The 23,319-nt window shown below is 69.0% G+C and carries 20 protein-coding genes and 2 tRNA genes; 11 read left to right on the forward strand and 11 right to left on the reverse strand.

Annotated features, from left to right (window positions below; translation table 11 throughout):
- Positions 1 to 2: 2 nt before the first annotated feature.
- Both ACZ6NZ_RS18590 and ACZ6NZ_RS18595 read right to left on the reverse strand, forming a co-directional pair.
- Positions 3 to 1,217: an FUSC family protein gene (locus ACZ6NZ_RS18590; protein WP_465859230.1), complete on the reverse strand. Its 1,215-nt coding sequence runs from the start codon at positions 1,215 to 1,217 to the stop codon at positions 3 to 5.
- Between the two features lie 57 nt (positions 1,218 to 1,274).
- Positions 1,275 to 1,571 carry a DUF6582 domain-containing protein gene (locus ACZ6NZ_RS18595; protein ID WP_355005386.1) on the reverse strand — a complete coding sequence of 99 codons (297 nt, stop codon included), beginning with the start codon at positions 1,569 to 1,571 and terminating at the stop codon, positions 1,275 to 1,277.
- Between the two features lie 147 nt (positions 1,572 to 1,718).
- Here ACZ6NZ_RS18595 and ACZ6NZ_RS18600 point away from each other — a divergent pair, with 147 nt between their 5' ends.
- Both ACZ6NZ_RS18600 and ACZ6NZ_RS18605 read left to right on the forward strand, forming a co-directional pair.
- Entirely contained in the window at positions 1,719 to 2,018 is a 300-nt protein-coding gene (locus ACZ6NZ_RS18600) for an amphi-Trp domain-containing protein (protein WP_465859232.1), read from the forward strand.
- 186 nt (positions 2,019 to 2,204) lie between these two features.
- Positions 2,205 to 3,452, forward strand: a complete 1,248-nt coding sequence (locus tag ACZ6NZ_RS18605; protein WP_465859234.1) for a DUF1996 domain-containing protein — start codon at positions 2,205 to 2,207, stop codon at positions 3,450 to 3,452.
- 45 nt (positions 3,453 to 3,497) lie between these two features.
- Here the strand turns inward: ACZ6NZ_RS18605 and ACZ6NZ_RS18610 are convergent, their stop codons facing one another.
- Positions 3,498 to 6,164, reverse strand: coding sequence for an RICIN domain-containing protein (locus ACZ6NZ_RS18610; RefSeq protein WP_465859236.1), 2,667 nt, complete (start codon positions 6,162 to 6,164; stop codon positions 3,498 to 3,500).
- A gap of 382 nt (positions 6,165 to 6,546) precedes the next feature.
- Positions 6,547 to 9,531: a glycoside hydrolase family 3 protein gene (locus ACZ6NZ_RS18615; RefSeq protein WP_465859238.1), complete on the reverse strand. Its 2,985-nt coding sequence runs from the start codon at positions 9,529 to 9,531 to the stop codon at positions 6,547 to 6,549.
- 12 nt (positions 9,532 to 9,543) lie between these two features.
- On the opposite strand from ACZ6NZ_RS18615, the gene ACZ6NZ_RS18620 reads away from it, so the two are divergent.
- Positions 9,544 to 9,669, forward strand: coding sequence for a hypothetical protein (locus ACZ6NZ_RS18620; protein WP_393223206.1), 126 nt, complete (start codon positions 9,544 to 9,546; stop codon positions 9,667 to 9,669).
- Between the two features lie 112 nt (positions 9,670 to 9,781).
- On the opposite strand, the gene ACZ6NZ_RS18625 is transcribed toward ACZ6NZ_RS18620, so the two are convergent.
- Positions 9,782 to 10,132: a DoxX family protein gene (locus ACZ6NZ_RS18625; protein ID WP_465859240.1), complete on the reverse strand. Its 351-nt coding sequence runs from the start codon at positions 10,130 to 10,132 to the stop codon at positions 9,782 to 9,784.
- Positions 10,133 to 10,208: 76 nt separating this feature from the next.
- Entirely contained in the window at positions 10,209 to 11,147 is a 939-nt protein-coding gene (locus tag ACZ6NZ_RS18630; protein ID WP_465859241.1) for an oxidoreductase, read from the reverse strand.
- A gap of 95 nt (positions 11,148 to 11,242) precedes the next feature.
- Between ACZ6NZ_RS18630 and ACZ6NZ_RS18635 the strand changes: the two genes are divergently transcribed.
- The 6 genes from ACZ6NZ_RS18635 to ACZ6NZ_RS18660 all read left to right on the forward strand — a co-directional run bounded on the left by ACZ6NZ_RS18635 (position 11,243) and on the right by ACZ6NZ_RS18660 (position 14,508).
- On the forward strand, positions 11,243 to 11,878 hold the full coding sequence (locus ACZ6NZ_RS18635; RefSeq protein WP_366612937.1) for a TetR family transcriptional regulator: 636 nt from the start codon (positions 11,243 to 11,245) through the stop codon (positions 11,876 to 11,878).
- A gap of 122 nt (positions 11,879 to 12,000) precedes the next feature.
- Complete coding sequence (locus ACZ6NZ_RS18640) at positions 12,001 to 12,333, forward strand: hypothetical protein (protein WP_465859243.1); 333 nt, start codon at positions 12,001 to 12,003, stop codon at positions 12,331 to 12,333.
- Positions 12,330 to 12,758 carry a MerR family transcriptional regulator gene (locus ACZ6NZ_RS18645; protein ID WP_465859245.1) on the forward strand — a complete coding sequence of 143 codons (429 nt, stop codon included), beginning with the start codon at positions 12,330 to 12,332 and terminating at the stop codon, positions 12,756 to 12,758. Before ACZ6NZ_RS18640 ends, ACZ6NZ_RS18645 begins: the two co-directional genes overlap by 4 nt.
- Positions 12,755 to 13,099 (forward strand): YnfA family protein, encoded by a 345-nt coding sequence (locus tag ACZ6NZ_RS18650; protein ID WP_366612943.1) that lies wholly within the window; start codon positions 12,755 to 12,757, stop codon positions 13,097 to 13,099. The genes ACZ6NZ_RS18645 and ACZ6NZ_RS18650 overlap by 4 nt, the downstream gene beginning before the upstream one ends.
- Before the next feature lie 131 nt (positions 13,100 to 13,230).
- A complete protein-coding gene (locus ACZ6NZ_RS18655) occupies positions 13,231 to 13,647 on the forward strand; it encodes a hypothetical protein (protein ID WP_465859247.1) in 417 nt (138 codons plus the stop codon).
- A 102-nt stretch (positions 13,648 to 13,749) separates the two neighbouring features.
- Complete coding sequence (locus ACZ6NZ_RS18660) at positions 13,750 to 14,508, forward strand: hypothetical protein (protein ID WP_465859248.1); 759 nt, start codon at positions 13,750 to 13,752, stop codon at positions 14,506 to 14,508.
- Positions 14,509 to 14,968: 460 nt separating this feature from the next.
- On the opposite strand, the gene ACZ6NZ_RS18665 is transcribed toward ACZ6NZ_RS18660, so the two are convergent.
- Complete coding sequence (locus ACZ6NZ_RS18665; RefSeq protein WP_465859250.1) at positions 14,969 to 15,388, reverse strand: carboxymuconolactone decarboxylase family protein; 420 nt, start codon at positions 15,386 to 15,388, stop codon at positions 14,969 to 14,971.
- A 225-nt stretch (positions 15,389 to 15,613) separates the two neighbouring features.
- The gene (locus ACZ6NZ_RS18670) at positions 15,614 to 16,486 is read right to left on the reverse strand and encodes an SDR family NAD(P)-dependent oxidoreductase (RefSeq protein ID WP_465859252.1); all 873 of its coding nucleotides are present in this window, start codon (positions 16,484 to 16,486) and stop codon (positions 15,614 to 15,616) included.
- Positions 16,487 to 16,691: 205 nt separating this feature from the next.
- On the opposite strand from ACZ6NZ_RS18670, the gene ACZ6NZ_RS18675 reads away from it, so the two are divergent.
- Complete coding sequence (locus tag ACZ6NZ_RS18675; RefSeq protein ID WP_465859254.1) at positions 16,692 to 17,555, forward strand: helix-turn-helix transcriptional regulator; 864 nt, start codon at positions 16,692 to 16,694, stop codon at positions 17,553 to 17,555.
- Positions 17,556 to 18,297: 742 nt separating this feature from the next.
- Here the strand turns inward: ACZ6NZ_RS18675 and ACZ6NZ_RS18680 are convergent.
- From ACZ6NZ_RS18680 to ACZ6NZ_RS18690, 3 genes are all read right to left on the reverse strand, one after another.
- Positions 18,298 to 18,373, reverse strand: a tRNA-Lys gene (locus tag ACZ6NZ_RS18680).
- A gap of 61 nt (positions 18,374 to 18,434) precedes the next feature.
- Complete coding sequence (locus ACZ6NZ_RS18685) at positions 18,435 to 21,512, reverse strand: VWD domain-containing protein (protein WP_465859256.1); 3,078 nt, start codon at positions 21,510 to 21,512, stop codon at positions 18,435 to 18,437.
- 235 nt (positions 21,513 to 21,747) lie between these two features.
- A tRNA-Lys gene (locus tag ACZ6NZ_RS18690) sits at positions 21,748 to 21,823 on the reverse strand.
- 187 nt (positions 21,824 to 22,010) lie between these two features.
- On the opposite strand from ACZ6NZ_RS18690, the gene ACZ6NZ_RS18695 reads away from it, so the two are divergent.
- Positions 22,011 to 23,273, forward strand: coding sequence for a L,D-transpeptidase (locus ACZ6NZ_RS18695; RefSeq protein ID WP_465859258.1), 1,263 nt, complete (start codon positions 22,011 to 22,013; stop codon positions 23,271 to 23,273).
- Positions 23,274 to 23,319 lie beyond the last annotated feature (46 nt).

Consider the following 23,319-nt stretch of genomic DNA (forward strand, 5'->3'; position numbering starts at 1 on the left):
GCTCAGCCCCACCCGTCCGGATCCGCCGTCCGCCGCACCAGCTCCGCCGCCCGGTCGGCGTCCAACCCGCTGGCGATGAGCAGGTCCTGTGCCGCCGTACGAAACTCACCGGCGGCGATCATGCCGGAGTAGCCCAACCGGTGGGTGTGCGGGCGGGTCGGATCCGGTGCGGCTGCCCCCTGCGCCTTCCCGATCAGCTCGACGGCCGCCAGGATCTGTTGGCGGGCCTCCCGTGGCTCCTCCCGTGCGCGGATCGCGCATCTGAGGGTCTGCACGCTCGTTGCCAGCAGGTCGATCGCCGCGGGAAACTCCTCGGATATCGGCTCGTCGTCCCGAAGGGCCTTCGTGAGCCGCCTCGCGATGGACCGGCAACTGTGCAGGCTGCGCTCCATGTGGCGGACGGCTTCGGTGTAGAAGGCCAGGGATGGTCGTTCACGCCAGCGCAGTGGTGCCAGTCGGACCACCTCCTGTGCAGCGTCGAGCCCTTCGTCCAGCGCGGTCAGCCGAGGGCTGAGCGTCCGCAGCGCGCCCAGACCCCGCTGGGCCGCGCCGAGATCGCGACGGCGGAGCGCCGCGGCCAGGTCGTGCAGGGCGGTGACGGCCGGGTCGAGAACAGGTTCGGCCAGCCGTTGCACGGTCCGCTGCGGGTGGATGGGCACCAGCAGCAGACCGACCGCCAGGCCGATCAACCCGCCGACAGCGGCGTCGACGAAACGGGGCACTGACAGGTCCCGTACCGGCGGTTCCAGGGTGGCGATGAGCACCGCGGTGCCGCCGGCCTGGGTGAGCAGCGAACCGCCGCCCTTGAGCAGCACCGCGACGATGATCGCCAGCACGACGACCACACCCGTCTGCCAGGCCCCGATGCCGAAGAACGGCATGAGGGTGTCACCGACGGCGAGCCCGAGGACCACCCCGACCAGCAGTTCGATGGTGCGCCGCAGGCGTGAGCCCATCGAGGCGGCCACGATGCCGACCGCCGTGGTGGGCGCGAGGACCGGGGCGGGATTGCCCAGGAACTGGAACACCACGAACCAGGCCAGCGCTGCCGCGACGCCGGCCTGCACGGAAAGCAACCCGTAGAGGCGGAGTCGCCAGGCGCGGGTGCGCAGCCCGTGGCGCACCCGCTCGCGCAGGCCGTCCCACCTGCGGCCGACCCGGGACCCCTCACGCGGGGACGGGTCGCCGCCGGTTGCTGGCTGCTGCTTCGCGGGCATCAGCGCCGCTTACCCACCGTAGGCGACCTCATCCGGCAGGTACGCGGCCAGAACCGGTCAGTGGGCCGGATTCGGCGTGTGCGGAAGTTTGCCGAGTTGACGCCAGTTCGTCTCCGCGACCTCGACATCGTAGTGCGCGGCGGCGGCGAGGATGTTCTGAAATGCCAGGTCGCGTTCCTTGTCGGTAACGCCCTGCACCTGGTCGAACCGGGCGATGGCGTTACGGACGTGGCCCGCGTCGGTCATCGGCTCCTTACGTTTGTCGGGGAACGCGAAAACGCTCTCCGGCAACTCGCGCTTGTCCTTGTCCGACAGGCCACCGTGTTTCTCGTGGGGTTTCCAGGTCGACGTCATCCCCCACCAGTACCCGCCAACTGTCCGGCAGCACCTCGCTCGCCGACATTTCCCCTGCTGACCGCCCACCACCACAAGATCCATACCATGCGGCCGACGTGCGTGCGGCCGAAGCCCTTCCCCGGCGGTCCTTTGTGGAGTGCGAGCATGGCCGGCATGGATATCTACGAGGACGCCCGTACGGTGTCACGCTCGGACCTGGCCGCCTGGCTGCGCCAGTTGGCGAACCAGTTGGATTCCGACGGGCGGCTCTTCTACGGCGCCGCGGGTGCCGTGTCCGTGGCGGACACCGTGCGGTGCGAGTTGGAGATCGAACGGGAGAGCGAGACGGAGGTGTCCGTCGAGATCGAGTTCTCCTGGACCGAGCCGACCTCCACGCCGGCGGCGAACGAGATCGAGGAGTCTTCGAGCGGGGAGCAGCAGGCCGAGGTCACGCCGGAGGCGTGATATCGGGCCGACGACGTACCGAACGGCGGCCACCGAGACCGGTGGTCGCCACCGTCGCCACTGCCGCAGAAGCAGCTTCTTTTAAGAAGGCTTTAGGAAGCTGTCGGTCGTGATCGGGGAGCGCCTACCATACGGCGGCCGTGGCCGTCCGGGTCAACGCCGTCGTCTGCTCGTTGGGAGTGACCCGTGTCGTACGCCCCGTTGCCCGAACCGGACGCGAGCCAACCGCCGCCCCGTCACCGCCCGCCGAGCTGGTTCACCCGTAACCGGCTGGGCGCGGCAGCGGGAGCCGCGGTCGCGCTCATCATCGCCGCCGGCGGCGTGTACCTGGCCAGTGGCGACGTGACGCCCGAGCCGTCGAACGCGGCGAACGCGGCGAACGCGGCGAACGCGGCGAACGCGGCGAACGCCCTCGAATACCCGTCACCGCCGGCCGGGCAGTCGGCGTCGCCCGCCGTTCCGGCATCGACCGCCCCGACACCGTCAGCCGCCACGACCCCGTCGACCGGCGCGACACCGTCTACCGCTGGCGCGCCGAAGGCCCCGGCGACCGGCTGGATTCCGGTCGACCGGGCGACCTGGAAGGCGCAGGCCGACGCGTACCGGGCGTTGAAGATCGACCCCGTCCCGTCCGGGGTGGGCAACCTCCCGGAGTTCCGGGCCGACTGCCAGTACAGTCACCGGCTGCCGGACGACCCGATCGTCGCCCCCGGCCTACCGGGCGCGTCACACATGCACTCCTTCGTCGGCAACAAGGCCGTCGACGCGAGCACCGTCGCCGGCGACCTGACGAAGTTCACGGCCACCTCCTGCAAGCCGGTCCAGGACCACTCCGCCTACTGGGTGCCCACGCTCTACGACAACGCGACGGGAAAGCCGGTCGAGACGAGCGGGTTCCGGGTCTACTACCGCTCGCTGGCCAAGAACTCCACCGGCCAGATGCCGATGCCCAACGGCCTGCGCATGATCTCCGGTGACGCCAAGAAGAAGAAGCCGACCCCGCGGGGCGCGACCGGCCAGTTCTACTGCGCCTTCTACGGCCCCGGAGACCTCGACGGCATCGCCCGCAGCACCAACGGCAACTGGCCCATCTGCGGGGGCGACGCGACGCTGCACTTCATGATGCAGTTCCCCGACTGCTGGGACGGCAAGCACCTGGACAGCCCCAACCACAAGGACCACGTGGCGTACGGCAGCGGCAACTCCTGCCCGACCAGCCACCCGGTCCGGATCCCGGCGATCACCTTCGACATCCAGTACCCGGCGAAGGGCACCCCGGCGGGCTACTACCTCTCCTCCGACAAGGAGGGTAAGAGCGCCTCGTCGATGCACGGCGACGCGTTCGTGATGTGGGACGTCGACACCATGAACAAGCGCACCAAGAACTGCGTCCAGCAACGCCGGACCTGCGACAACTACGGCTACCAGAAATAGCCGGGGCCAGGCCCGTGTCGGCCTGGCCCCGGGGTTCCGGGTGGGTCAGCTACGCAGCGTCCACTGCTGGTTCGTGCCGCCGTTACAGGACCAGAGAATCATCTTCGTGCCGTTGGCGGTGGCGGCGCCGTTCGCGTCGAGGCAGAGCCCCGACTGGGCGTTCGTGACGGTGCCGTTGCTGTTGAGGTTCCACTGCTGGTTCGTGCCGCCGTGGCAGTCCCAGATGATGACCTGGGTGCCGTTGGCCGTGCCGTTCCCGGAGGCGTCCAGGCACTTGTTGCCGTAGACGGTCAACTGCCTGCTGCTGGTGTGGGTCCACCGCTGGTTGGTGCCACTGCCGCAGTCCCAGAGCTGCGTCTGGGTGCCGTTGGTGGTCGACGAGTTGGGCACCTCGACGCAGCGGCCGGACTGGGCACCCACGAGCTGTCCCTGCCCCGTACCGCTGCCACCGCCCTGCTGCTGCCGGACGATGAATGTCGACTCCGCCGACCGGTTGCCCTGGGCGTCGACGACGTAGAGCCGGTACTCACCCTGGGTTGCCGGCACCGCGATGGAGGTGGCGTTGCCGGCCGCCCTGGTCATCGTCGCCCCGGCGGTGAAGCTGGTCGTGCCGGACGGGGCCAGCCAGACCGACCTGGTGGCGTCGCCGGTGCTCCGGATCGGGATCGACGCCGTGGTGCTGGTGACGAAGGTGCTGGCCGGCAGCACGTAGTTCGGTGCCGAGTAGGTGCTCGCCGGGACGATGTCCCGGTACGCGTCTTCGAGGCCGGAGTTCGCCGCGATGCTGTAGGCGGTCGCCGGCCAGACATAGTCGGAGGAGACGAGGATGTCGGCGACGGTGCTGTTCGGCAGGTTCTTGTTCGAGACCTTGTTGATCGGGCCGTAGATCTGCGTGATGCTCAGGTCGTGCTTCCGGCCGAAGTCGTCTGAATTGATCATCCAGGTGACGTTCTTGTCGATGCTCAGCACGTTGTCCCGGAACGTGATGAACGCCGAGCCCTCGTCCGGGTGCAGGCCGTACTTGTGACCTGACGGAACGCCCTGCAGGTAGTTGTTGGTGATCGTGGTGCCCGGCTGGCTGCCCAGCGTGTAGATGGGCGCCGTGTCACTCAGACGCTGCACCGTGTCGATGATGTGGTTGTAGCTGATGGTGTTGTTCCGCGCCGTTGTGGTGGGGCGGTTCGGCTGGATCGAACCCGAGGACCCGTCGAAGTTCCACCAGCCCCACCCCATGGTGATGCCCGACCACGGAGCCTTCTCGATCCGGTTGCGCTGGATCGTCAGCATGTCGACGAAGTACGCCGAGATGGGGCTGTGCCCGTTGAACAGGACGGCGCTGTCGTAGATGTAGTTGTTCTTGATGTCGATGTTCTTCGGCAACCCCTCGACCTGCGGAAGGTACTTCTCCCGGTTGGTCGACGTGCCGTCGCCGATGTAGACGTGCTGGGGATGGCCGACGTTGATGGCCGACCCCGCGATGTCGTTGGTGGCGTTGCCGATCAACTGCGTGCCCTGCACGTCGTTGACCAGGCTGATGCCGTCCGCGCCGGTGTGCTCGATCCGGTTGCGCTGCAACAGGAGGCCGTCGGCGTTCTGGATCTGGATGATGCCGGGGGTGAGGTCCACGTTGCGGTAGTGGTAGACGTGGAAGTTGCCCTTCGCGTACGCCTGCGCGCCGAGGTTGCCCTGCTGCGCCTGCTTGAAGGACGAGCCGGCGACGTTGAACAGGTTCCAGTCCGAGTGCCGCACGGTCAGACCGGAGAACGTGATGTTGCGGGCGTGATTGGTCGTCGAGGTGCCGGCGACCCGCAGCACGGTGGTCACGTTGTTCGGCGCGTAGACCGTCGCGGTGGACATGTTCTCGGCGCTGGCCTTGTAGTAGTAGACCGTCTTGGCGCCCTTGTCGTAGTAGAACTCACCCGGCGCGTCCAGGAACTCGTACGCGTTCATGAGTTTGTGGACGCCGCCGACCTGGGCGTTGCCGTTGAACGCGCCCTGCGCGATGGCCGCGCCCGGCTGCTGGAACAGGGCGACCCGGCTCCCGCCGTCGGTGGTCACCTGCCGGACGCCGACGATGGCAGTGGTCCAGGTCGTGCCCGTCTCGATCTCGATGTCGTCCTGGTTGCGCGGGATGGCGGGGAAGTCGTTCTGGTTGTACCTGGCGCCGTCACACTGCGACCCCGACTCCCAGGCCCAGGCGGCCTGGTTGGCCGTGACGTTGTACGTCCCGAAGCACCCGCCCGAGCTGACCGTCTTCGTCGCCATGACAGCACGCTTGTCGTTGACGTAGAGCGCCCGCAGCTTGTTGGCGCGGTCCAGTGGCGCCTTCCAGATGTTGCCGCTGTGCTGGGTCCACCCGGTCACCTGGACGCCACCGTCGAGGATCGGCTTCTCGTTGGCGTAGGCCCCGTAGCTGATCCGGTATCCGTTGGTGCCGGAGTCACTCGACCCGAATTCGATGGTGCTGGTCACCGGATAGGTGCCGCCCCGGAGGAGGACGTTGACGTCGCCGGTCAGGTTCCCGCTTATCGTTCGAACGACGTCCCGCGCACGTTGGATCGTCTTGAACGGCGACTGCAACGTTCCCGCATTGGCGTCGTTACCGTCCGGGGCGACGTAGTAGGTCGCCTGGACCGCGGCCGAGGCCGGGAGTTGGTTTGTCAGCACTGCCGGCAGCGTGGCGGCGACAAGCGCCGCCGTCAACACTGACATTCGAGCGGTGGATAAGGCTGACTTCACGTCTGTTCCTCTCACTGGTCGTCGATGTGGTGCCCAAAGTGCGTATCGAGCGACGAGTAGGGAACAGCGACGCCACGAAGGGCCGGCGGGGATTTCCGTCGCCCCGACCGCACTCTTTGTTAACCGCCCCGAAATTCTTACTGGGAGCGTAGGTCACACGTCTGACCAATGCAACAGTCAATCGGAGGGCGTCTATGCAGAAATGCCTACGGACCGGGCAGATCAACCAAGTCGCCCGGACACCCCTGATCGCGTCGTCCGACGAATCCACAGTGCTGCGACGGCGTCGCCGCTGAGCACCGAGCCGGCACGCGGCCCGGGGCCGGGTCGCGACGGACCCGGCCCCGGTCATGTGCTACCTGATGGAGAACTCCGCCAGCCGCAGCGGGGAGTCGAACACCAGGTACACGTCGTGGGTGCCGACAGCCCGGGCCAACCCGGTGCTGGCGCTGACGTACCGGTAGTCGTCACCGGTGCTGGGCACAGCGGCAGTGCCGAGCAGGCGGCCCGTGGGCGAGCCCATCCGGATCTGGATCGTGCCGGCACCCGCACCGGCCTTGGCGACCTTCGCGGTGAAGGTGCGCTCGCCGCCGCGCAGGGCGGAACCGTCGAAGGAGATCCACTGGCCGGCGGCGGTGGCACCGACCGCCGTACCGCGCGGTTTCGTCTCGTCGACGAGCCGGACCCCCGCGTACCTGTCGAAGTTCTCCGCCCGGGTGGGCCGGGACAGGTCGCGGGCCGGAATGGTCTCACCGCGGACCCGGACCGCGGCGCGGGCGCGGATGTCCTCGACGGACGCCCCCACCATCAGGTCGTGGACGGACGACTCGACCACCCACCTGCTGCGGGTGACGTCCCAGTGCGCCAGGTCCGCGGCGGGCAGGCGCAGGGTCACCGTACGGGTCTGCCCGGGCGCGAGTTTCACCTGCTGGAACGCCTTGAGCTGGCGGATCGGGGTGGTGTCCCGCGAGGTGCGCTGGTGGGTGTAGAGCTGAACGACCTCGGTCCCGGTCCGGCTGCCGACGTTCGTCACGTCGACACTGGCCGTGATGGTGCCGTCGGCCGCCACCGACTGGGCACCGGTACGCAGCTGGCCGTACCGGAAGCGGGTGTACGACAGCCCGTGGCCGAACGGGTAGAGCGGCTTCGCGCGGTTGTAGAGGTAGGTCTGCCCGGACGAGATGATGTCGTACTCCAGCAGGTCCGGCGGTAGTTGCGCGTCCGATCGGTACCAGGTCTGGGTGAGCCGGCCGGACGGGTTGCGGTCGCCGAAGAGGACGTCGGCGATGGCGTGACCGGTTTCCGCGCCAGCGTGGGTGGTCCAGAAGATGGCCGGTACGTGTTCCTGTTCCCATCGGATGGTGACCGGGTAGCTGGTCTGGAGCACGAGCACGGTCCGCGGGTTGGCCCTGACCACCGCCTTGACCAGCGCCTCCTGGCCGGCGCTCAGCGCCGTCGAGGTCCGGTCGTGCGCCTCGCGACCGTTGATGAACGGGTTGCTGCCGACCACCAGCACCGCGGTGTCGGCCGCCTTGGCCGCCGCCACGGCCCGGTCGATGCCGCTGCTGATCACCTCGCGACTGAAGTGGGTCGCGGCGTCGGGAGTCGATGCGCCGAGCTTGAGGGCGCCGTCGTCGCCGATCGTCACGTACGTGTCGGCGCCGAACCAGCTCTCCTTGGTCTCGTAGCCGACGTAGCGCAGCACCACGGTTCCGTCGGCCTGCGGCTCGAGTTTGAACTGCTGCTGGACGTACCAACCGTTCGGCTGTTCGTCGCGGGTGATGAACGGCCCCCAGTTGTAGCCGAGGTAACGGCCGCTGGCGGCGTTGCGCAGCGTCACCACGTCCTGCCCCCAGTCGACCACGTCGAACTGGGCGACGAGCGCCGGGACGGCACCGGTCCCGAGGACCGGGTCGGCGTCGGTGGTGCCGGTGGCCGAGACGTACCGGCCGGTCGACACGTCCTTCAGGGCGATCCGGTCCGCCCCGTCGAGCCCGCGCACACTGGCCGAGCCGCCCAGGCGTTCGCGGATGCCGTCGAGCGCCGTCACCTGGTAGGGCAGGTCACCGCCGTACCAGTCCGAGTAGAGGGTGTCGGCCAGCGGGCCGAGCACCGCCACCTTGCGGGTCCGGGCCGGGTCCAGCGGCAGCGCCTGCCGCTCGTTCTTCAGCAGCACCATCGCCTCGCCGGCGGCCTGCCGGGCCAACCGCTGGTGGTCGGGGCTGTTGATGACGTCCGGGGTGATGCCGCCGTACCGGCCGCCACCCGGGTCGAACTCACCCAGCCGGAACCGGACGTTGAGGATCTCGCGGATCCGGGCGTCGATGTCGGCGTCGGTCAGCAGACCGGTGGCGAGGGCCTGCTTGATCGCGGTGATGGTGGGCTGCGCGTTGGTGTCGTCGGTGATGAAGCTGCTCAGGCCGGCCTTGATGATCGCCGCGTTGCCCTCGGCCTGGGTGGCGTAGTACTTCTGGGTGTTGACGAGGTTGTTCGGCGCCCAGGCGTCGGTGACGTTCATCAGCGGCCTGTCGGTCCAGTCCCGGAACACCGTCATCGGGTCCGGGTCCACTGTCGCCGGACGACCGTTGACCAGGTTGTACGACGCCATCACCCCGGTCGCCGCACCGGCCGCGATGGCCGGTTTGAAGGCGGCGCGGTCGTACTCGTTGAGCACCCGAGGCGGCACGTTCGAGGAGGTCACGTCGCGTCGGACCTCGTTGTTGTAGGCCAGGTAGTGCTTGAGGGTCGGTGCGCTCTTCAGGTGGTTCGGGTCACCGCCGGTCATTCCCGACCCGTACGCGGTGGAGATCTTCGCGGTGAGCAGCGGGTCCTCGGAATAGCCCTCCTCGTTGCGGCCCCACCGGGGGTCGCGCAGCAGGTTGACCACCGGCGCCCAGAGGTTGAGCCCCCAGACCCGGGGGTTCTGGGCGTGGTAACCGCGCGCCTCGTCGCCGACGGCCGAACCGACCTGCTCGATCAGGTCGGGGTTCCAGGTGCTCGCCATGCCCACCGGCTGCGGGAAGACGGTGCCGCGAGCCTTGACCACCGCGCCGTTGTTGTCGATGTCGGTCGACCAGGCCACCCCGTGCAGCGCCTCGGTGCCGGTCTTGAACAGGCCGATGCCCAGCCGGGGGATGGCCGGCTGGTACTGGTGCAGCCAGGAGATCTTCTCGTCCTGCGTGAGCCGGCCGAGCAGGTCGTCGACCCGGACGTTCACGGGCAGGCGGGGATCTCGAAACGGGTAGGTGGGTTCGGCGAGCGCGGTGCCGGGAACGGCAGGTAGGGCCAGTAGGGCGAGCGCGAGCGCGGTGATTCCGCGCCGAAGGCACCATTTCCGCATGCGGTTCTCCTCATGTCGTACGACAGACGCCCGGCGGGCGCCGAGGCCGGCGTGACCAGGCTCGACACCCGGCTGACGGGCCTGAACGACGAATCGTCGAAGCGCTTCGACGACCCGGCCGCGTCACCACGGCCATGATTGCTGTGATCCGCGCAACTATAGATGCCCTTCGATGACCGGGCAATAGCCGCTCCGGCGGGATGACGTCGTCGGGCCAGCCCAGGACGTCGCGGACGGCATACCAGCCGAATCACCAGTGGTAGAGCAGGTTCACCGTCAGCGCGGCCGACTCGGTGACGAAGAAGACGGCCCAGCCCACCAACTGACGGGAGCCGACGCGCAGATGAGCGATGAGCGCGCCGATGAAGTACAGCACCAGCCCGGCGGCGGCGAGGGTGCCCAGCAGCGGTACGGCGAAGCCGGCCAGCAACCCCACCGAACCTGCCGCCAGCGCCATGCCCAACCGTGGCACCCATGACCGTGGCACGCGCTTCATGTCCGCCTGGGCCTTCGGATAGTCGTGGCCGATCAGGTAGGTGATGGCGGCGAAGCCGGTGAAGATCGACGCGACAATGGTGACCGTGACGTAGGCAGCGAACATTCTTTCCTCCGTTGTGTGTGCTCGCCCCCTGGACGGTTTGGCACGGCGGAACGTGACGGCTGCTGAGGCGCAGCGATCAGTTCGTCGGTCGCAGCGCGCCGAACCGTACGCCGGTGGCCTGTTCGGACAGTTCCCACAGACGGCGGCCGTGCTCGGGGTCGGTCGCGGCGGCGGAGAGCCTCGCCGGCACGGGGTGGCCGCGCAGTTCGCCCGGCCCGCCCGGGGCGACGAGCTGGCCCGGCTGAGCGCCGGGGTCGGTGGCGGCGAACAGTTGCGGCCAGACGCCGCGATCGACCGGCTGGGCGAGGAGTGGGTTGCCGATCCGGCCCAGCAGCAGTCGCCAGATCGGCGTGGTGGCGCTGCTCTGCAGGTTCGTCGCGGTGTAGCCGGGGTGGGCGAGGAAGCTGCCCAGCGGACTCGCCACGGCGCTGAGCCGCCGGTGCAGCTCGTAGCCGAAGATGGCGTTGGCCAGCTTGGATGTGTTGTAGAAGCCCATCGGGGAGTAGCCCCGCTCGCCGGTCGGGTCGGCGAAGCGCATCTTCGCCTGCCGGTGGTTGACCGAGGTGACGGTGACCACCCGTGGATCCCGGCCGGCCAGCAGGAGGTCGAGCAGGAGCCCGGTGAGAGCGAAGTGCCCGAGGTGGTTCGTGGCGAACTGCATCTCGTGACCCTGCGGGCTGAAAGTGCGCGGCAGGGCCATCACCCCGGCGTTGTTGATCAGCACATCCACCCGGCGATGGTCGGCGTGCATCCCGTCGGTGAACTCCCGCACCGAGTCGAGGTCGGCGAGGTCGATCCGCCGGACTTCCAGGTTGACGCCGGGCCGGGCCGCGGCGATGTCGGCCGCCACCCGGCGACCTCTCTCCTCGTCGCGGACGGCCAGCACGACGCGCGCACCACGAACGGCGAGTGCCCGGGCCGTGACCAGGCCGAGGCCCGCCGTGGCACCGGTGACGACGAAGGTACGGCCGCTCAGCTCGGGAATCTGTTCAGTGGTCCAACCATCGACAGTCATGCGACCCACTGTGCTACTGGTGGCACTCAGTGTCAAGGAGTGCGCGCAATGCCAACAACGGCACCATGCGGCAGCGAATGACGTAGCATCGGCTGATGACATCCCGTACGGACAACAGCCTGGCCGAGCGCAAACGCCAGCTCGTTGCCGACGAGTTGCGTGACGCCGCCCTGATGCTGCTCGCGACCAAGGGTTTCGACGCGGTGACAGTCGACGACATCGTGGCAGCGGCCGGCATGTCGCGGCGCACCTTCTTCCGCTACTTCGCGTCCAAGGAGGACGTGGTCGTCCGGTTCCTGGCCGACACCAGCGCGGACATCATCACCGAACTCGCGGCCCGACCTCCCGCCGAGCCACCGTCGGTCGCGCTGCGCCACGCTCTCTGGGTGCCGCTCGCCGCCTGCAACGACCACCCGGAGCACTCTGAGCGGGCCCGGGTCGTCGTCCGTCTGATTCTGGACACCCCCGCCCTGCACGCCCGCTGGCTGGAACGCCAGATCGAGTGGCGCACCGAGCTGTCCGCCGAGCTGGCCAACCGCCGTCGCCTCGACCCGCACACCGACCCCTACCCACGGATGGCCGCCGGAATGGCACTGCTGGCACTCGACACGGTGCTTCAGCGGTGGCAGCCGGGCGACGACGAGCAGCACCTGGCCGAGCTGATGGACCAGGCGTTCGCCGTCGTGGCACCGGCCCTCGACGGGCCGGCCGCGTCACCCGCCGCCGGCTGAGCCCGAGTCAGCGCGGCTTCAGCGCCCCGCACCGGCGACCTTCAGCTGTGGTAACCGATCGGCAAGCCTGCTGGGCGTCCGGCTTGCATCCGGTACCCGGGTACACGCTTACCGTCGTTGGCATGACCACTGACTCCCCGGCGTGGGTGCCCGAGTCGTGCACCTTGCCGATCGCGCAACGGCCGCTGCGGCTGGCCGAGTTCGACGACCTGTTCGCCACCTCCCTGCTGGCGCAGCAGCGGCTGTCCCCCACCGAACTGTTGTGGCGTCTCGACCCGGCCGCCGAGGCGACCGCCCGCAGCCTCATCGGCCGGGAAAGCTCCTGCTGCTCGTTCTTCTCGTTCACCCTCGCCGCCGACAGTCACACGCTGCGCATCGACGTACGGGTGCCGGCCGGGCACGCCGACGTCCTCGACGCGCTCGCGCAACGGGCCGCCGCCGGGCTGACGGCGTGAGCGGGTTGCGCAGCGGCCAGGTCGCCGCCGCGGCCGGGGTGAACCCGCAGACCCTGCGCTATTACGAACGCCGCGGACTGCTCGCCGAACCAGACCGGAGCCTCGGTGGGCACCGCCTCTACCCGACCGAAACGGTCACCGTGCTGAGGTTGATCAAAGCGGCGCAGCGGCTCGGGTTCACCCTCGACGAGGTCGCCGAGCTTCTCGACGCGGGCCAGCACCGTCACGGTCGCCACCCCGACGCGGGCCTACGGGCCCGCGCCCACGCGAAGCTCACCGAGGTCGAGGCGAAGATCGCCGATCTGCAGGTCATCGCCGGCACGCTGCGCGCCGCGATCAAGGCCGGCTGCGACGACCTCGTCGAGTGCGCCGCGCAGCCGTGCTGCCCCATTCCCCTCACCACCATCGGTACGGTCCACGGATGACGGTCGTCCGCTCGATCCTGTTGTTCGTCGTCGCCGCCCTGTTCGAGATCGGCGGGGCGTGGCTGGTCTGGCAGGGCTGGCGCGAACACCGCGGCCTGTGGTGGATCGCCGCCGGAGTCATCGCCCTCGGCGCGTACGGATTCGTCGCCACCTTCCAACCCGACCCGAACTTCGGACGGATCCTCGCCGCCTACGGCGGCGTGTTCGTCGCCGGATCACTCGCCTGGGGCGTGATCGTCGACAGGTTCCGGCCCGACCGGTGGGACATCATCGGCGCCGGCATCTGCCTGATCGGCGTCGCCCTGATCATGTACGCGCCGAGATCGGCAGGCGGCTCCTGATCGCGCCGAAGGTGTTCGGAGTGTTCGGACCTGTTCGGACCTGTCCGCGCGTCTGTCATTCACCAACGGATCGCGCCCACCATCGATCGTGACGACCGCACCGGTCGTTTCTCGACGGTAGGAGGTTGCCGATGATCCGCAAAAGTTCACGCTGGTTCGGTGCCACGCTGATGGCGTTGGTGCTCACGGCCACCGGGCTCGTGGCCACCACGAGCACCGCCTCGGCGGGGTACCCCATCCTCGTGTATTCGGCCGACCCGTACTCCGCCGGCAACGGCTTCGCCATCTACACCAACTCCGGATTCGATTCGGCGTTCCGAGCCTGCGACGAGGGCGCAGCGGACGGTCGCCGTACCATCGGCCGGATCTGGTGGGAGCCCGTGTACGCCGAGGTCACGCTCCACGCGGCGGGCGGCAGTGGCACCTGCTCCGAGCCCTACTACGTCAGACTGCTGGCGGGCACGAGAGTCTATGTCGAAGCGTGCGAGCGCAAAGGCGCGAACGGCGCCGACGAGAAGTGTCGAACGACCTGGGACATCGTGTCGTGACTGAGGTCGGCCGGCCGGCGTTCGTCAGCCGGCCGGCCGCCGAGCACTCGTCGCTGGGTTCTGAGGTACGGTCGGAGTCAGGTTCACCGATCGGCTCTGGCGATGATCGGAGAGAACATGGACGATGGCCTACGATCGATCGCCCTCACGGGCACGTGCGCGGCGTTCGTCGCCACACCCGTCCTCGGGGCGTTGCTCGGCGACGGAGAGCAGACCGACCGCTACGACACGGTGATCACCCCTCCGGACTACGCCTTCGCGGTCTGGGCGCCGATCTTCGCCGGATGCATCGCCTCGACCATCGGTCAGTGCCTGCCGCAGGGCCGAGGTGAGCCCATCAGTCGTGCGGTCGGGTGGCCGCTGGTTGGTGCCTATGCGATGAACACCGCTTGGTCGGTTGCCGCGCAGAGCGACCGTTTCGCGCTCACGCCGTTTCTCCTGCCGGCCGCCGCCGGCTTCGCCGCCACCGCTCATCTGCGCCTGCAACGCGCCCCCGACACGACCACGTGGGCCGCGCTCACACCGCTGAGCACGGGCCTCCTCCTGGGGTGGACGACGGTGGCCAGCGCCGTCAACATCGCCGCGGCCAAGGTCGCCTCCGGCACCTCTCCGGACGCGCCGCGCACAGTCACCGCGTCCGCCGTCGGACTCCTCGCCACCTCCGCCGTGGCAGCCGGCGCGGTCGCACGAAGCCGGCGAGGGCGGCTGCCGCTCGCACTGGCCGCCGGGTGGGGGCTGCTGACCACGGCCCTGTCCCCCAACCGACCTCGCCGTGTCCGCGTCGTCGCCGCAGCCGGTGCTGCCATGATCGCCGCAGCCGCCGTGCGTACGGGACGCAATCAGCGCACGAGTCGCGGGTAGACCGCGCCTGCGGGCGTCGGCACCTCTTCGGTTCACCGACGAAGAAGGCCCCCCGGACCCTGTGTGATCCACCGGTCAGGACCGTGATCATTGGTGCGCCGCCAGGGACTCGAACCCCGAACCCGCGGATTAAGAGCCCCGCCTATGTCGTGTTCATGGGTCCCACGTGGCATCGACGGTCCCACGTGCCCGTGCTGATCCAGCGTCTGCGGCCGCTGGGTGCCAACCGCTAGCTACCTGTCCCCGGCGAGCGAGCACCCGACGAGCACCCGCACATCGCGGCGACGCCGACACGGAAGCCAGCCGGGTTGGCCGGCGGTTGGACTTCGACCTGGTCTTCACAACCGGCATCGATACGTCATCGAGCCGCGGAACCTGAACCGGCACTTCGTCCGGCTCATGGCGCTGGCCGGAAGGGGTCAGGCCCGGTCCAACCGGACCGGGCCTGACCCCTGAACCCCTACTTACCAGGCTCTGAGCGTTGCGGGTTCTCTGCAAAGACCTGAGCCGCGACCTGGTAGCCGTCGAACGCGCGTGCTACGCCAGCGTAGGCCGCGACCTGAAGGAAGACTTCGGCGATCTCTTCCTTGGCGGCGCCGGCGTTGAGCGCGATGCGAAGTTGACCACGGAGGGGCTCCAGGACGCCGAGTGTCGCCGCGATGGTGACGGACACCAGTGCCCGCGTCCGTGTATCTAGGTGCTCGGTGCGCGGCCAGACGTCTCCGAAGGCGTGCATCGTCGCGATGCGTTTGAAGTCTGCGCCGTTAGCTGGCTCACCAGGCGTGGCACCAAGAAAGCGCTCCAAGCGGAAGCCCAGCAGACGCTCAGCCGTGTCCAGCGCGGCGGCGTAGCCCGGGTCCGTCGGATCGTTCGTCGTCACGATAATCACTCTTCCATCTATAAGGACAAGGCAGGCGAGATCCGGCATTTCGAAGGTGACTGAGGATCGTCACCTCAGTCGAGCTGATCAAGTCGCAGGTCCGGGCCGGGCAGCGTCTCGCTGTGGGAGCCATGGCTGACGGCCGCTGGCCGGCCCCGGTGGCGGTTGCCGGGATCGGCCAGCCGACCGAGCCGCCTGTCACCCCGAGACGGATTCAGCGCATGGTCAGGAGATCTGCCAATCGATCGGTTGCTCGCCCGGGCGCGGGATCAACGCAGTGAACAGCGGGCTGGGCTCCGCGAGGACGGCAGTACGGAACTCCGCCCAGTAGCCGTCGGTGCCCAGGATCTGCTTGGCCCTGGGAATGGCTGCCGAGTCCGGTGCGGAGTAGTAACGGACCTTGGTGTTGTCCCCGTCGACGGCGGCTCGGTACACGACGTCGGCGGTAATCGAGGGGTCGGAGCCGGTTGGCGGGTTCTTGGAGAAGAACGCATCGATTCCAGCCTGATAGTCCGCCGGGACGTCCTGCGCAATGTCGATCTTCGTGAAGATGCGGGTGGAGTGCTGTCCGGGCAGGACGGCCTTGACCGCGATGCCGAAACCGGCCACCTCCAGGCTCATCCCCTCACTCAGCGCCGCCACGGCTGCCTTAGAGGCAGCGTAGACGGCGCTGTACGGATAACCCTGCTCGGCGGTCAACGAGGAGATGTTGATGATCGTTCCGGAGCGCTGGGCGCGGAAAATCGGCAGGAAGGCCCGGCTGAGCGCGATCAGTCCGAACACGTTGGTCTGGAACTGCCGGTGGATCTGGTCCATGCTGCTCACCTCCACCGGCCCCATCTGGTAGAAACCCGCATTGTTGACCAAGACGTCGACCTGTCCGAACTGCTCCACCGCGGTCTGCGCGAAGGGCCCTGCCGCCTGCTCGTCATCGACGTCCAGCAGCAGCGTCCTGACCCGCTCCAATCCATCGTGCACCGTCAGGTCGGCCTCCTTGCGGACCGTCGCGACCACGTTCCAGCCTTCGGAGGCGAACTTCTCGACGATGGCCCGGCCCATTCCAGTTGCGGTACCGGTCACCACGATCGTTTTCGACATGGAGGACTTCCTCTCCCATTAGTTCCCGGCCCGGACATCCGTGCCTCTATTGGCTTTGCTGTTGTCCGGGCAAGTGGTGGCTTGCTGATGCGTCCAAGTGTCATCGCGGTTCATCGGGCCGACCAGGTTCGGTTCTTCATGGGAAAGTTCATCATGGGAAAGACAGTCCCAGGTATCCGCCGATGCCCGGGGGTAGATTGGGTTCATGTCCAAGCGCCCGGAGTTCAGCGTGAGCAATCCGCTTGCTGAGTTTCTGCGGGCCAGTCGTGCACGTATCCGGCCGGACGACGTCGGCCTACCCGACGGCGGCCGGCGGCGCCGCGTTCCCGGGCTGCGCCGTGAAGAGGTCGCCCAGCTGGCCAATGTCAGCGCGGACTATCTGGCCCGGCTCGAGCAGGGACGCGTCACCACTGCGTCATCCGAGGTCCTCGACGCCCTCGCGGACGCGCTTGGTCTGGACCACGACGGCCGGGAGTACCTGCACTCGATCGCAGGGCCGAAACAGCGCCCAGGGTCCCGTACTCAGACCACGTCGCGGGTTGACCCGCAGACCCAGCGATTGCTCGACAGCCTGTACGAAGTTCCCGCCTACGTATTCGGCCGGAGACTGGACATCCTCGCCTGGAATCCCCTGGCTGCTGCCTTGTTCACCGATTATGGGGCACTGCCGGAGCGGCACCGCAACCTTCTCTGGCTCACTTTCCTCGATCCGGGTTACCGGGAATTGAACACCGACTGGGCCAGGGCCGCTCAGGAATGCGTCGCCTATCTACGTATGGAGGCCCGGAACTACCCGAACGATCAGCGCCTGGCCGAACTTGTCGGGACGCTCTCCGTCAAAGACGCGGACTTTCGCACATGGTGGGGCCGCCACCTCGTGACCGGCGCCACGCTGCGCCGCAAGAATTACCAGCACCCGCTGGTCGGCCCACTCACCCTCGATTCGCAGCAATTCGACGTCAGCGGCAAGTCCGACCAGCACCTCGTGGTGTTCACCGCCGAACCAGACAGCTCATCCCACGAGGCGCTGAAGTTGCTCGCCCAGTGGGCGAACACGCCGGTGGCTTGAAATCCCCGTTCCGAAAATGCCCTGCCTCGAATTCGGCATCGTGGTTGTAGACCCGACCCGTGGCCGGGTCGTGCGCGTCGTGATCGATCACAAATGTGGCCTGGGGCGGATGGAACGCGTGGGAAAGCCGGCGGAGACGGCCGGCGGCCAGGGCCCCGGCAAAAACAAGGGATGCCCGGCTTTATGTGGCCTTTGCTGGTGGTAGCAGGGCAGGGATGACCGGTTCAAATGATCATCGAGGTTCCTGCGGCTTGTCGATCGTCCGAAGTGAGCCATGCCCGCTTTGCCATCATCGCTGATCTCGTCCGTGTCCGACGCACCGGCTGTCACCGTGCCCGAGGCCGCTGCTGGGCTGCCCGCAGCGTTGACAGGTCTGCCAGATCCTCGCGCCCGTCGCGGTGTCCGGCACCGGTTGACCGTGGCGGTGACCGCAGCGGTCTGTGCCGTGCTGGCCGGCTACCGCTCCGAGCGACACGTCCCCGAGGCCGTCGAGTTGCCCGGGCGACCCGTCCGCGAGAACGACAAGGTGCATGTGCTCCTGACGCGAGCAAAGCAGGTTCGCGTAGCCGACGACGACACCAACCTGGAACCACGAATCGAAGATGCCCGGCGACGTCCACCAACGCAGGCCCTGTCGCTCCAGGCACGGAACGGTCGAACGGCTTCCGAGCACCCGGCTACGGGCACGGAACATGAAGAAGGCCCCGACCCAGGTGGAAACTCAGGTCAGGACCGTGATCGTTGGTGCGCCGCCAGGGACTCGAACCCCGAACCCGCGGATTAAGAGTCCGCTGCTCTGCCAGTTGAGCTAGCGGCGCTCGCCGGCAACGGGACGAGACGCTAGCACGCGGGCGTCACCCGGAAAGGCCGGGGTTCGCCTCAGCGCAGCGTCAGCGTGACCTGCCCGGTTGCGACTCCGGACGGGTCCACCACCACCGTGTACGCGCCGGAGGACGGCAGCGTGGTCGGCTCGATGGCACCAGCCCCGTTGATCACGCAGCCGCTGGTGATCGGGCTGCCGTCGGGGGCGCGTAGCTCCACCACACCGCACTGGTCCGGCAGGTCGGAGGCGGTCGCGGTCAGACTCACCGACGTACCGGCGTCGGCAGTGAACCGGTAGGTGGTGACCGCGCCGGGTCGGTCGACGGTGGCGACCACCGGCGGACCGCCGACGGTGATCGTCGCCGCCCGGTCGCGGCTGCTGACCAGCCGCAGTGTGGTCGCGCCGGTGGTGCGTCCGGTCGGATCGACCACCACTGTGTACGCCCCGTCGGCGGGCAGCAGCGTGCCGTCGATCTCGCCGACGCCGTTGATCACGCAGCCGCTGCTGAGCAGCCGGTTCTCGGGATCGCGTAGCTCCAGCGGGGAGCACTGGTGGGGAAGTGTGCTCGTGGGCACCTCGACGAAGACGCGATCGCCCTGCTGCCCGGTGAACCGGTACCGGGCCCACGCGCCGGGCTGGTCCAGAGTCGCGGTGACGTCCGGGCCGTTCGGCTGCAGCGTGCCGTCGACGTCCCGGGCCACGTACACCCGGACGGCGGCTCGTCCGGTGTCGCCGGGGGCGGCGGCGACCCGCACGGCGTACGTGCCGGCGGCGGTGAGGTCGACGCGGTCGATGTACCCGGCGCCGTTGATGTTGCAGCCACCTCCGATCAGCTGGCCGGTCGGGTCGGTGAGCACGTACGGCGAGCAGCGGTCGGCGATCCCGGGGGCGGTGACGTCGACGAAGACGGCGTCACCGGCCCGACCGGGGAAGGTCAGTGGTGCGCCGCCGGGGGTCAGGCTGGCGGTCGCGACGGGTACGGCGGTGATCGGCGGGGCGACGGGCGGGGCGACCCGCTCGGTGGTGGCGCTGGCCACGGCGAACTCGGGGCGGCCGCTGACCGCGACGTCGAAGACGCACTCGGCGAGCTGGGCCGGGGCGGTGACGCCCGCCCAGCGGCAGATCTGCTCGGCTGTGGCACGGCGGGCCGGGTCGAGGTCGCCGACGGTGACCTCCCGTTCGGGGAAGGCACGGTCGGTGAACGTGCCGGCGTCCTGCCCGTCGTCGTAGTGCAGCAGCGAGCGGCCCGGGGTGATCCGCCAACTGTCCGCGTACGCCGGGTAGAGCGTGGCGAACGGCACCGGCTGGGTGAGCGCGGCTCCGGAGGAGGGTGCGATGTCATCGGCCGGGTCGCCGTCGAAGTCTCCGAGCAGGCCGCGGACCTTGCCGGCCCGCCCGTCGGCGAGCTTGACCAGTACCCGGTAGCCGTAGTGGCCGATCTGGTCCACCGCCGCCGCGGAAGCGTCCGGCCACGTCACGTCGTACCCGTCGGCGGGTCCGGTGTCGGAGGGGCGGCGGGTGAGGGTGCCGCCGCCGGGCAGGTCGGTGCGTTCCGGCGGCGCGGCCAGTGCCGCGCCGTCGACGTGCACCTGGGTGCCACCGGCGGTGAGCGTGAGCGCGACCCGGTGGACGCCGACCCGGAACGCGACGGCCGAGTTGACCGAGGCGTTTCGGGTGCCGGCCATCGGCGTCTGGCGGACCTGCACCTCCAGCGGGTCGCCGCCGGTGGCGGTGACCAGCGTGAACTCGCCCACGGCCTGGAAGTCGTAGGCGACCCGGTCGAACGTGACCAGGTGCGGGTCGCCATTGCTGCCGCCGCAGGTGGCGCCCTCCTCGCAGAGCTTCACCGGACCTTTCTGCGGGGGCTTCTTCTTCGGCGGTTTCTTGCACTCGTCGAGGTTCTTGGGCAGCGTCTTCCCGTCGTACTCGATGCGCGGTGGCAGGCCCTTCGCCGCCCGGTAGCGGTTCTCCGCGAGGGTCGCCTTCACCTCGGCGGTACGGATTTCGGTGCTGCCGCAGTCGCCCTGCGGGACCTTGTTCTGGGAGATGTCGTCGGCGTGGTTCAGCTCGTGGTAGAGCGCGGCGCAGGGGTCCCGGGCCACGCCGTCGCCGTACGGCTCGACGGAGGTCGGATTCCAGGTGACGGTCGAGGAGCCCTTCCCGTCCGGGCTGTCCGGGGTCTCGAACGCGCCGGAGCCGCCGGTGGTCGGGATGATCCGCACTCGGGGAGACTTCTTGTCCCGCAGCCGCGGGAGCAGACCGGAGGGGTCCCCGCCGGGCGCGGCGAACCCCTTCAGGCAGGTGTCGACAGCGCCCTGGAAGTCGACGCCGCTGACCGGCACGCCACCGGTCGGGTCCACCGTGTAGTCGGCGCGGGCCGGTCGGGGTCCGCCGACGGCCAGTGCGCCGACCGCCAGCAGCAGGGCCACGGCGGCGGCGGTCGGCCGGCGGCGCTGGCGCAGGAGGGCCACCACCAGCACAGCGGTGAACAGCGTCAGCAGCAACGCCGCGCCGGCCAGCCACAGCCAGCGCGGGCCGGTCGCACCGTCGTCGCCGCCGACGGTGAAGGTGGTGGTCCGCAGCGTGGTCCCGCCCGCGCAGAGGCTTGTCGCGCCGGTCACCGGCAGTGGCAGGTAGCCGGCGGTCACCTCGTACCGGCCGGGGGCACCGACCGGCCAGAGGGTGTCCAGGCCACCGCCGTCCGGGGTGGCTGCCACCGAGCGGAGCATCACCGCGTCCGGCGTGTCACCGTCGTGCAGGCGGGTGCCGGTCAGGCTCACCGTCGTGCTCGCACCGGCCTCCACAGTGCTGAGACCGGCGGTGGCGGCAGCACCGATGCCGTCGTCGTGGAAGCTGCGGGCGAGCGTCGGCGTGAGGTCGCGCCCGTCGAGGCGTACCCCGGTCACCTGGACGGTGCCGACGGCGTTCGTCGGCACCGCGCACGCCGCGCCTGTCGTGTTCGTGACCGTGAGGTCGAGGCGGACCTGGTCGCCGACCCGGTAGTCGGCCTGGCCGGGCCGCAGGGCCAGGCCGAGGCCGCCGTCGGCGGGTGCCGCGACGGCGTTCACCGCGCCGGCTGCCAGGGCGGTCAGCAGTACGGGAAGAGTGACCGCGAGTCGCACCGTCCACCTCATGGTGCGGACTGTAGGGGCGCGACGGCCGATCTTCGCACGCTCTGTCGGGGACCGGTCCCGGCCGTGACCGGACGTGGAGCAGAGCGACCCATCGGAGTTGCCCACCTGCCCGGAGTACGAGAGGGCGCTACGGGTCCGCCGCACGGCCATCGACGCGCAGCGCGAGGAGCTCGTGCGCTCGTACCACCAAAAAGCCCCGACCCGGTGTGAACCACCGGATCAGGGCTTTGGTTGTTGGTGCGCCGCCAGGGACTCGAACCCCGAACCCGCGGATTAAGAGTCCGCTGCTCTGCCAGTTGAGCTAGCGGCGCTCGTTCGGCAACGGAGAGAACATTAGCACCCCTCCTGAGCGGCCTCCAATTCGGTTCCCCGGGTCCCCCCTTCGGTCGAGCTTTGCCGGCAAAAGCCCCGAACCGGGCAGCACCGTCAAGATCGGGGCGTGGGTCGCGGCGTCGATGCGGCACGATGTCCGCCAGGTACGCGAGAACAGAGGTGGGCATGGCACGGTTCACGCGAGCCGGGGCGGTGGTGGGCGCCCTGACTCTGGCGGCGTCGCTGGCACTGACCGGATGCGGCGGCGACGGAAAGAAGCCGGAATTCGTTGGCGGGACGTCCTCGGACGCGAGCGCTGCCCCCGGCTCAGCCGCACCTTCGACACCCAGCACACCGAGTGGGCCGGCGCTCGCGCTGAGCCCGGCGAACGGCACGAAGAACAGGCCGGTGAGCACGGAGATCAGCGCGAAGCTCCCGGACGGCGGGAAGGTGTCGGCTGTCACCCTGACCGCGGACGGCGGCGGCTCGATCGAGGGCAAGCTGCGTAGCGATGGCTCGTCCTGGGTGCCGTCCGCTCCGCTGAAGTGGGGCACCCGCTACACCGCCACGGTGACGGCGAGCGCGTCGGACGGTACGAGCAGCCAGGGCACCAGCAGCTTCACCACCATGGCCAAGCCGAAGTCGACGATCGGGTCGGGCCTGTACCTCTTCGACGACAAGAGTTACGGGGTGGCCATGCCGGTGGTCACCGAGTTCCACCCGGGCATCCCGAAGAAGGACCGGGCGGCGGTGCAGAAGCGGATGTTCGTCAAGACCGACCCGCCGCAGCCGGGGGCGTGGCACTGGGTCAGCAACGGCACGCAGGCCTACTACCGGGCTCCGGAGTACTGGAAGCCGGGCACCACCATCACCGTGCGGATCGCCCTGGCGGGGGTGCCGTTGAGCAACGGCAGGTACGGCGACATCGACCGCAAGGCCACCGCCAAGATCGGCCGCTCGTTCGAGATGAAGGTCGACAACGCCAACAAGAAGATGACGGTGTACGAGAACGGCGCGCCGGTACGCACCATTCCGGTGAGCCTGGGCAAGAAGAGCACCCCGTCGTCGAGCGGCACGATGGTGGTGATGGAGAAGAAGGAAGCCACTGTCTTCGACACCCGCGACGACCCGGATCCGGCCAACCGCTACGTGACCGACATCCAGTTCGCCCAGCGGCTCACCTGGGGTGGCGAGTACATCCACGCCGCGCCCTGGTCGGAGCACGTGCAGGGGCGGCAGAACGTCTCGCACGGGTGCGTGAACGTGTCGATGGCGAACGCCAAGTGGTTGTTCGGCAAGACCCGGATCGGTGACCCGATCACGATCAAGGGCACCGAGCGCAGGATCGCCGCCGGTAACGGGTGGACGGCGTGGAGCCTGAGCTGGTCGGAGTTCATCAAGGGCAGCGCGTTGCCGGTGCCCAGTGGTGGGGCCGGTCCGGCGGTCTGAGCCCTCGGCCTCGTTGCGCCGGCCCGGCCGTTGGCCGGGCCGGCGT

This window comes from Micromonospora sp. NPDC047756 (assembly GCF_055587245.1).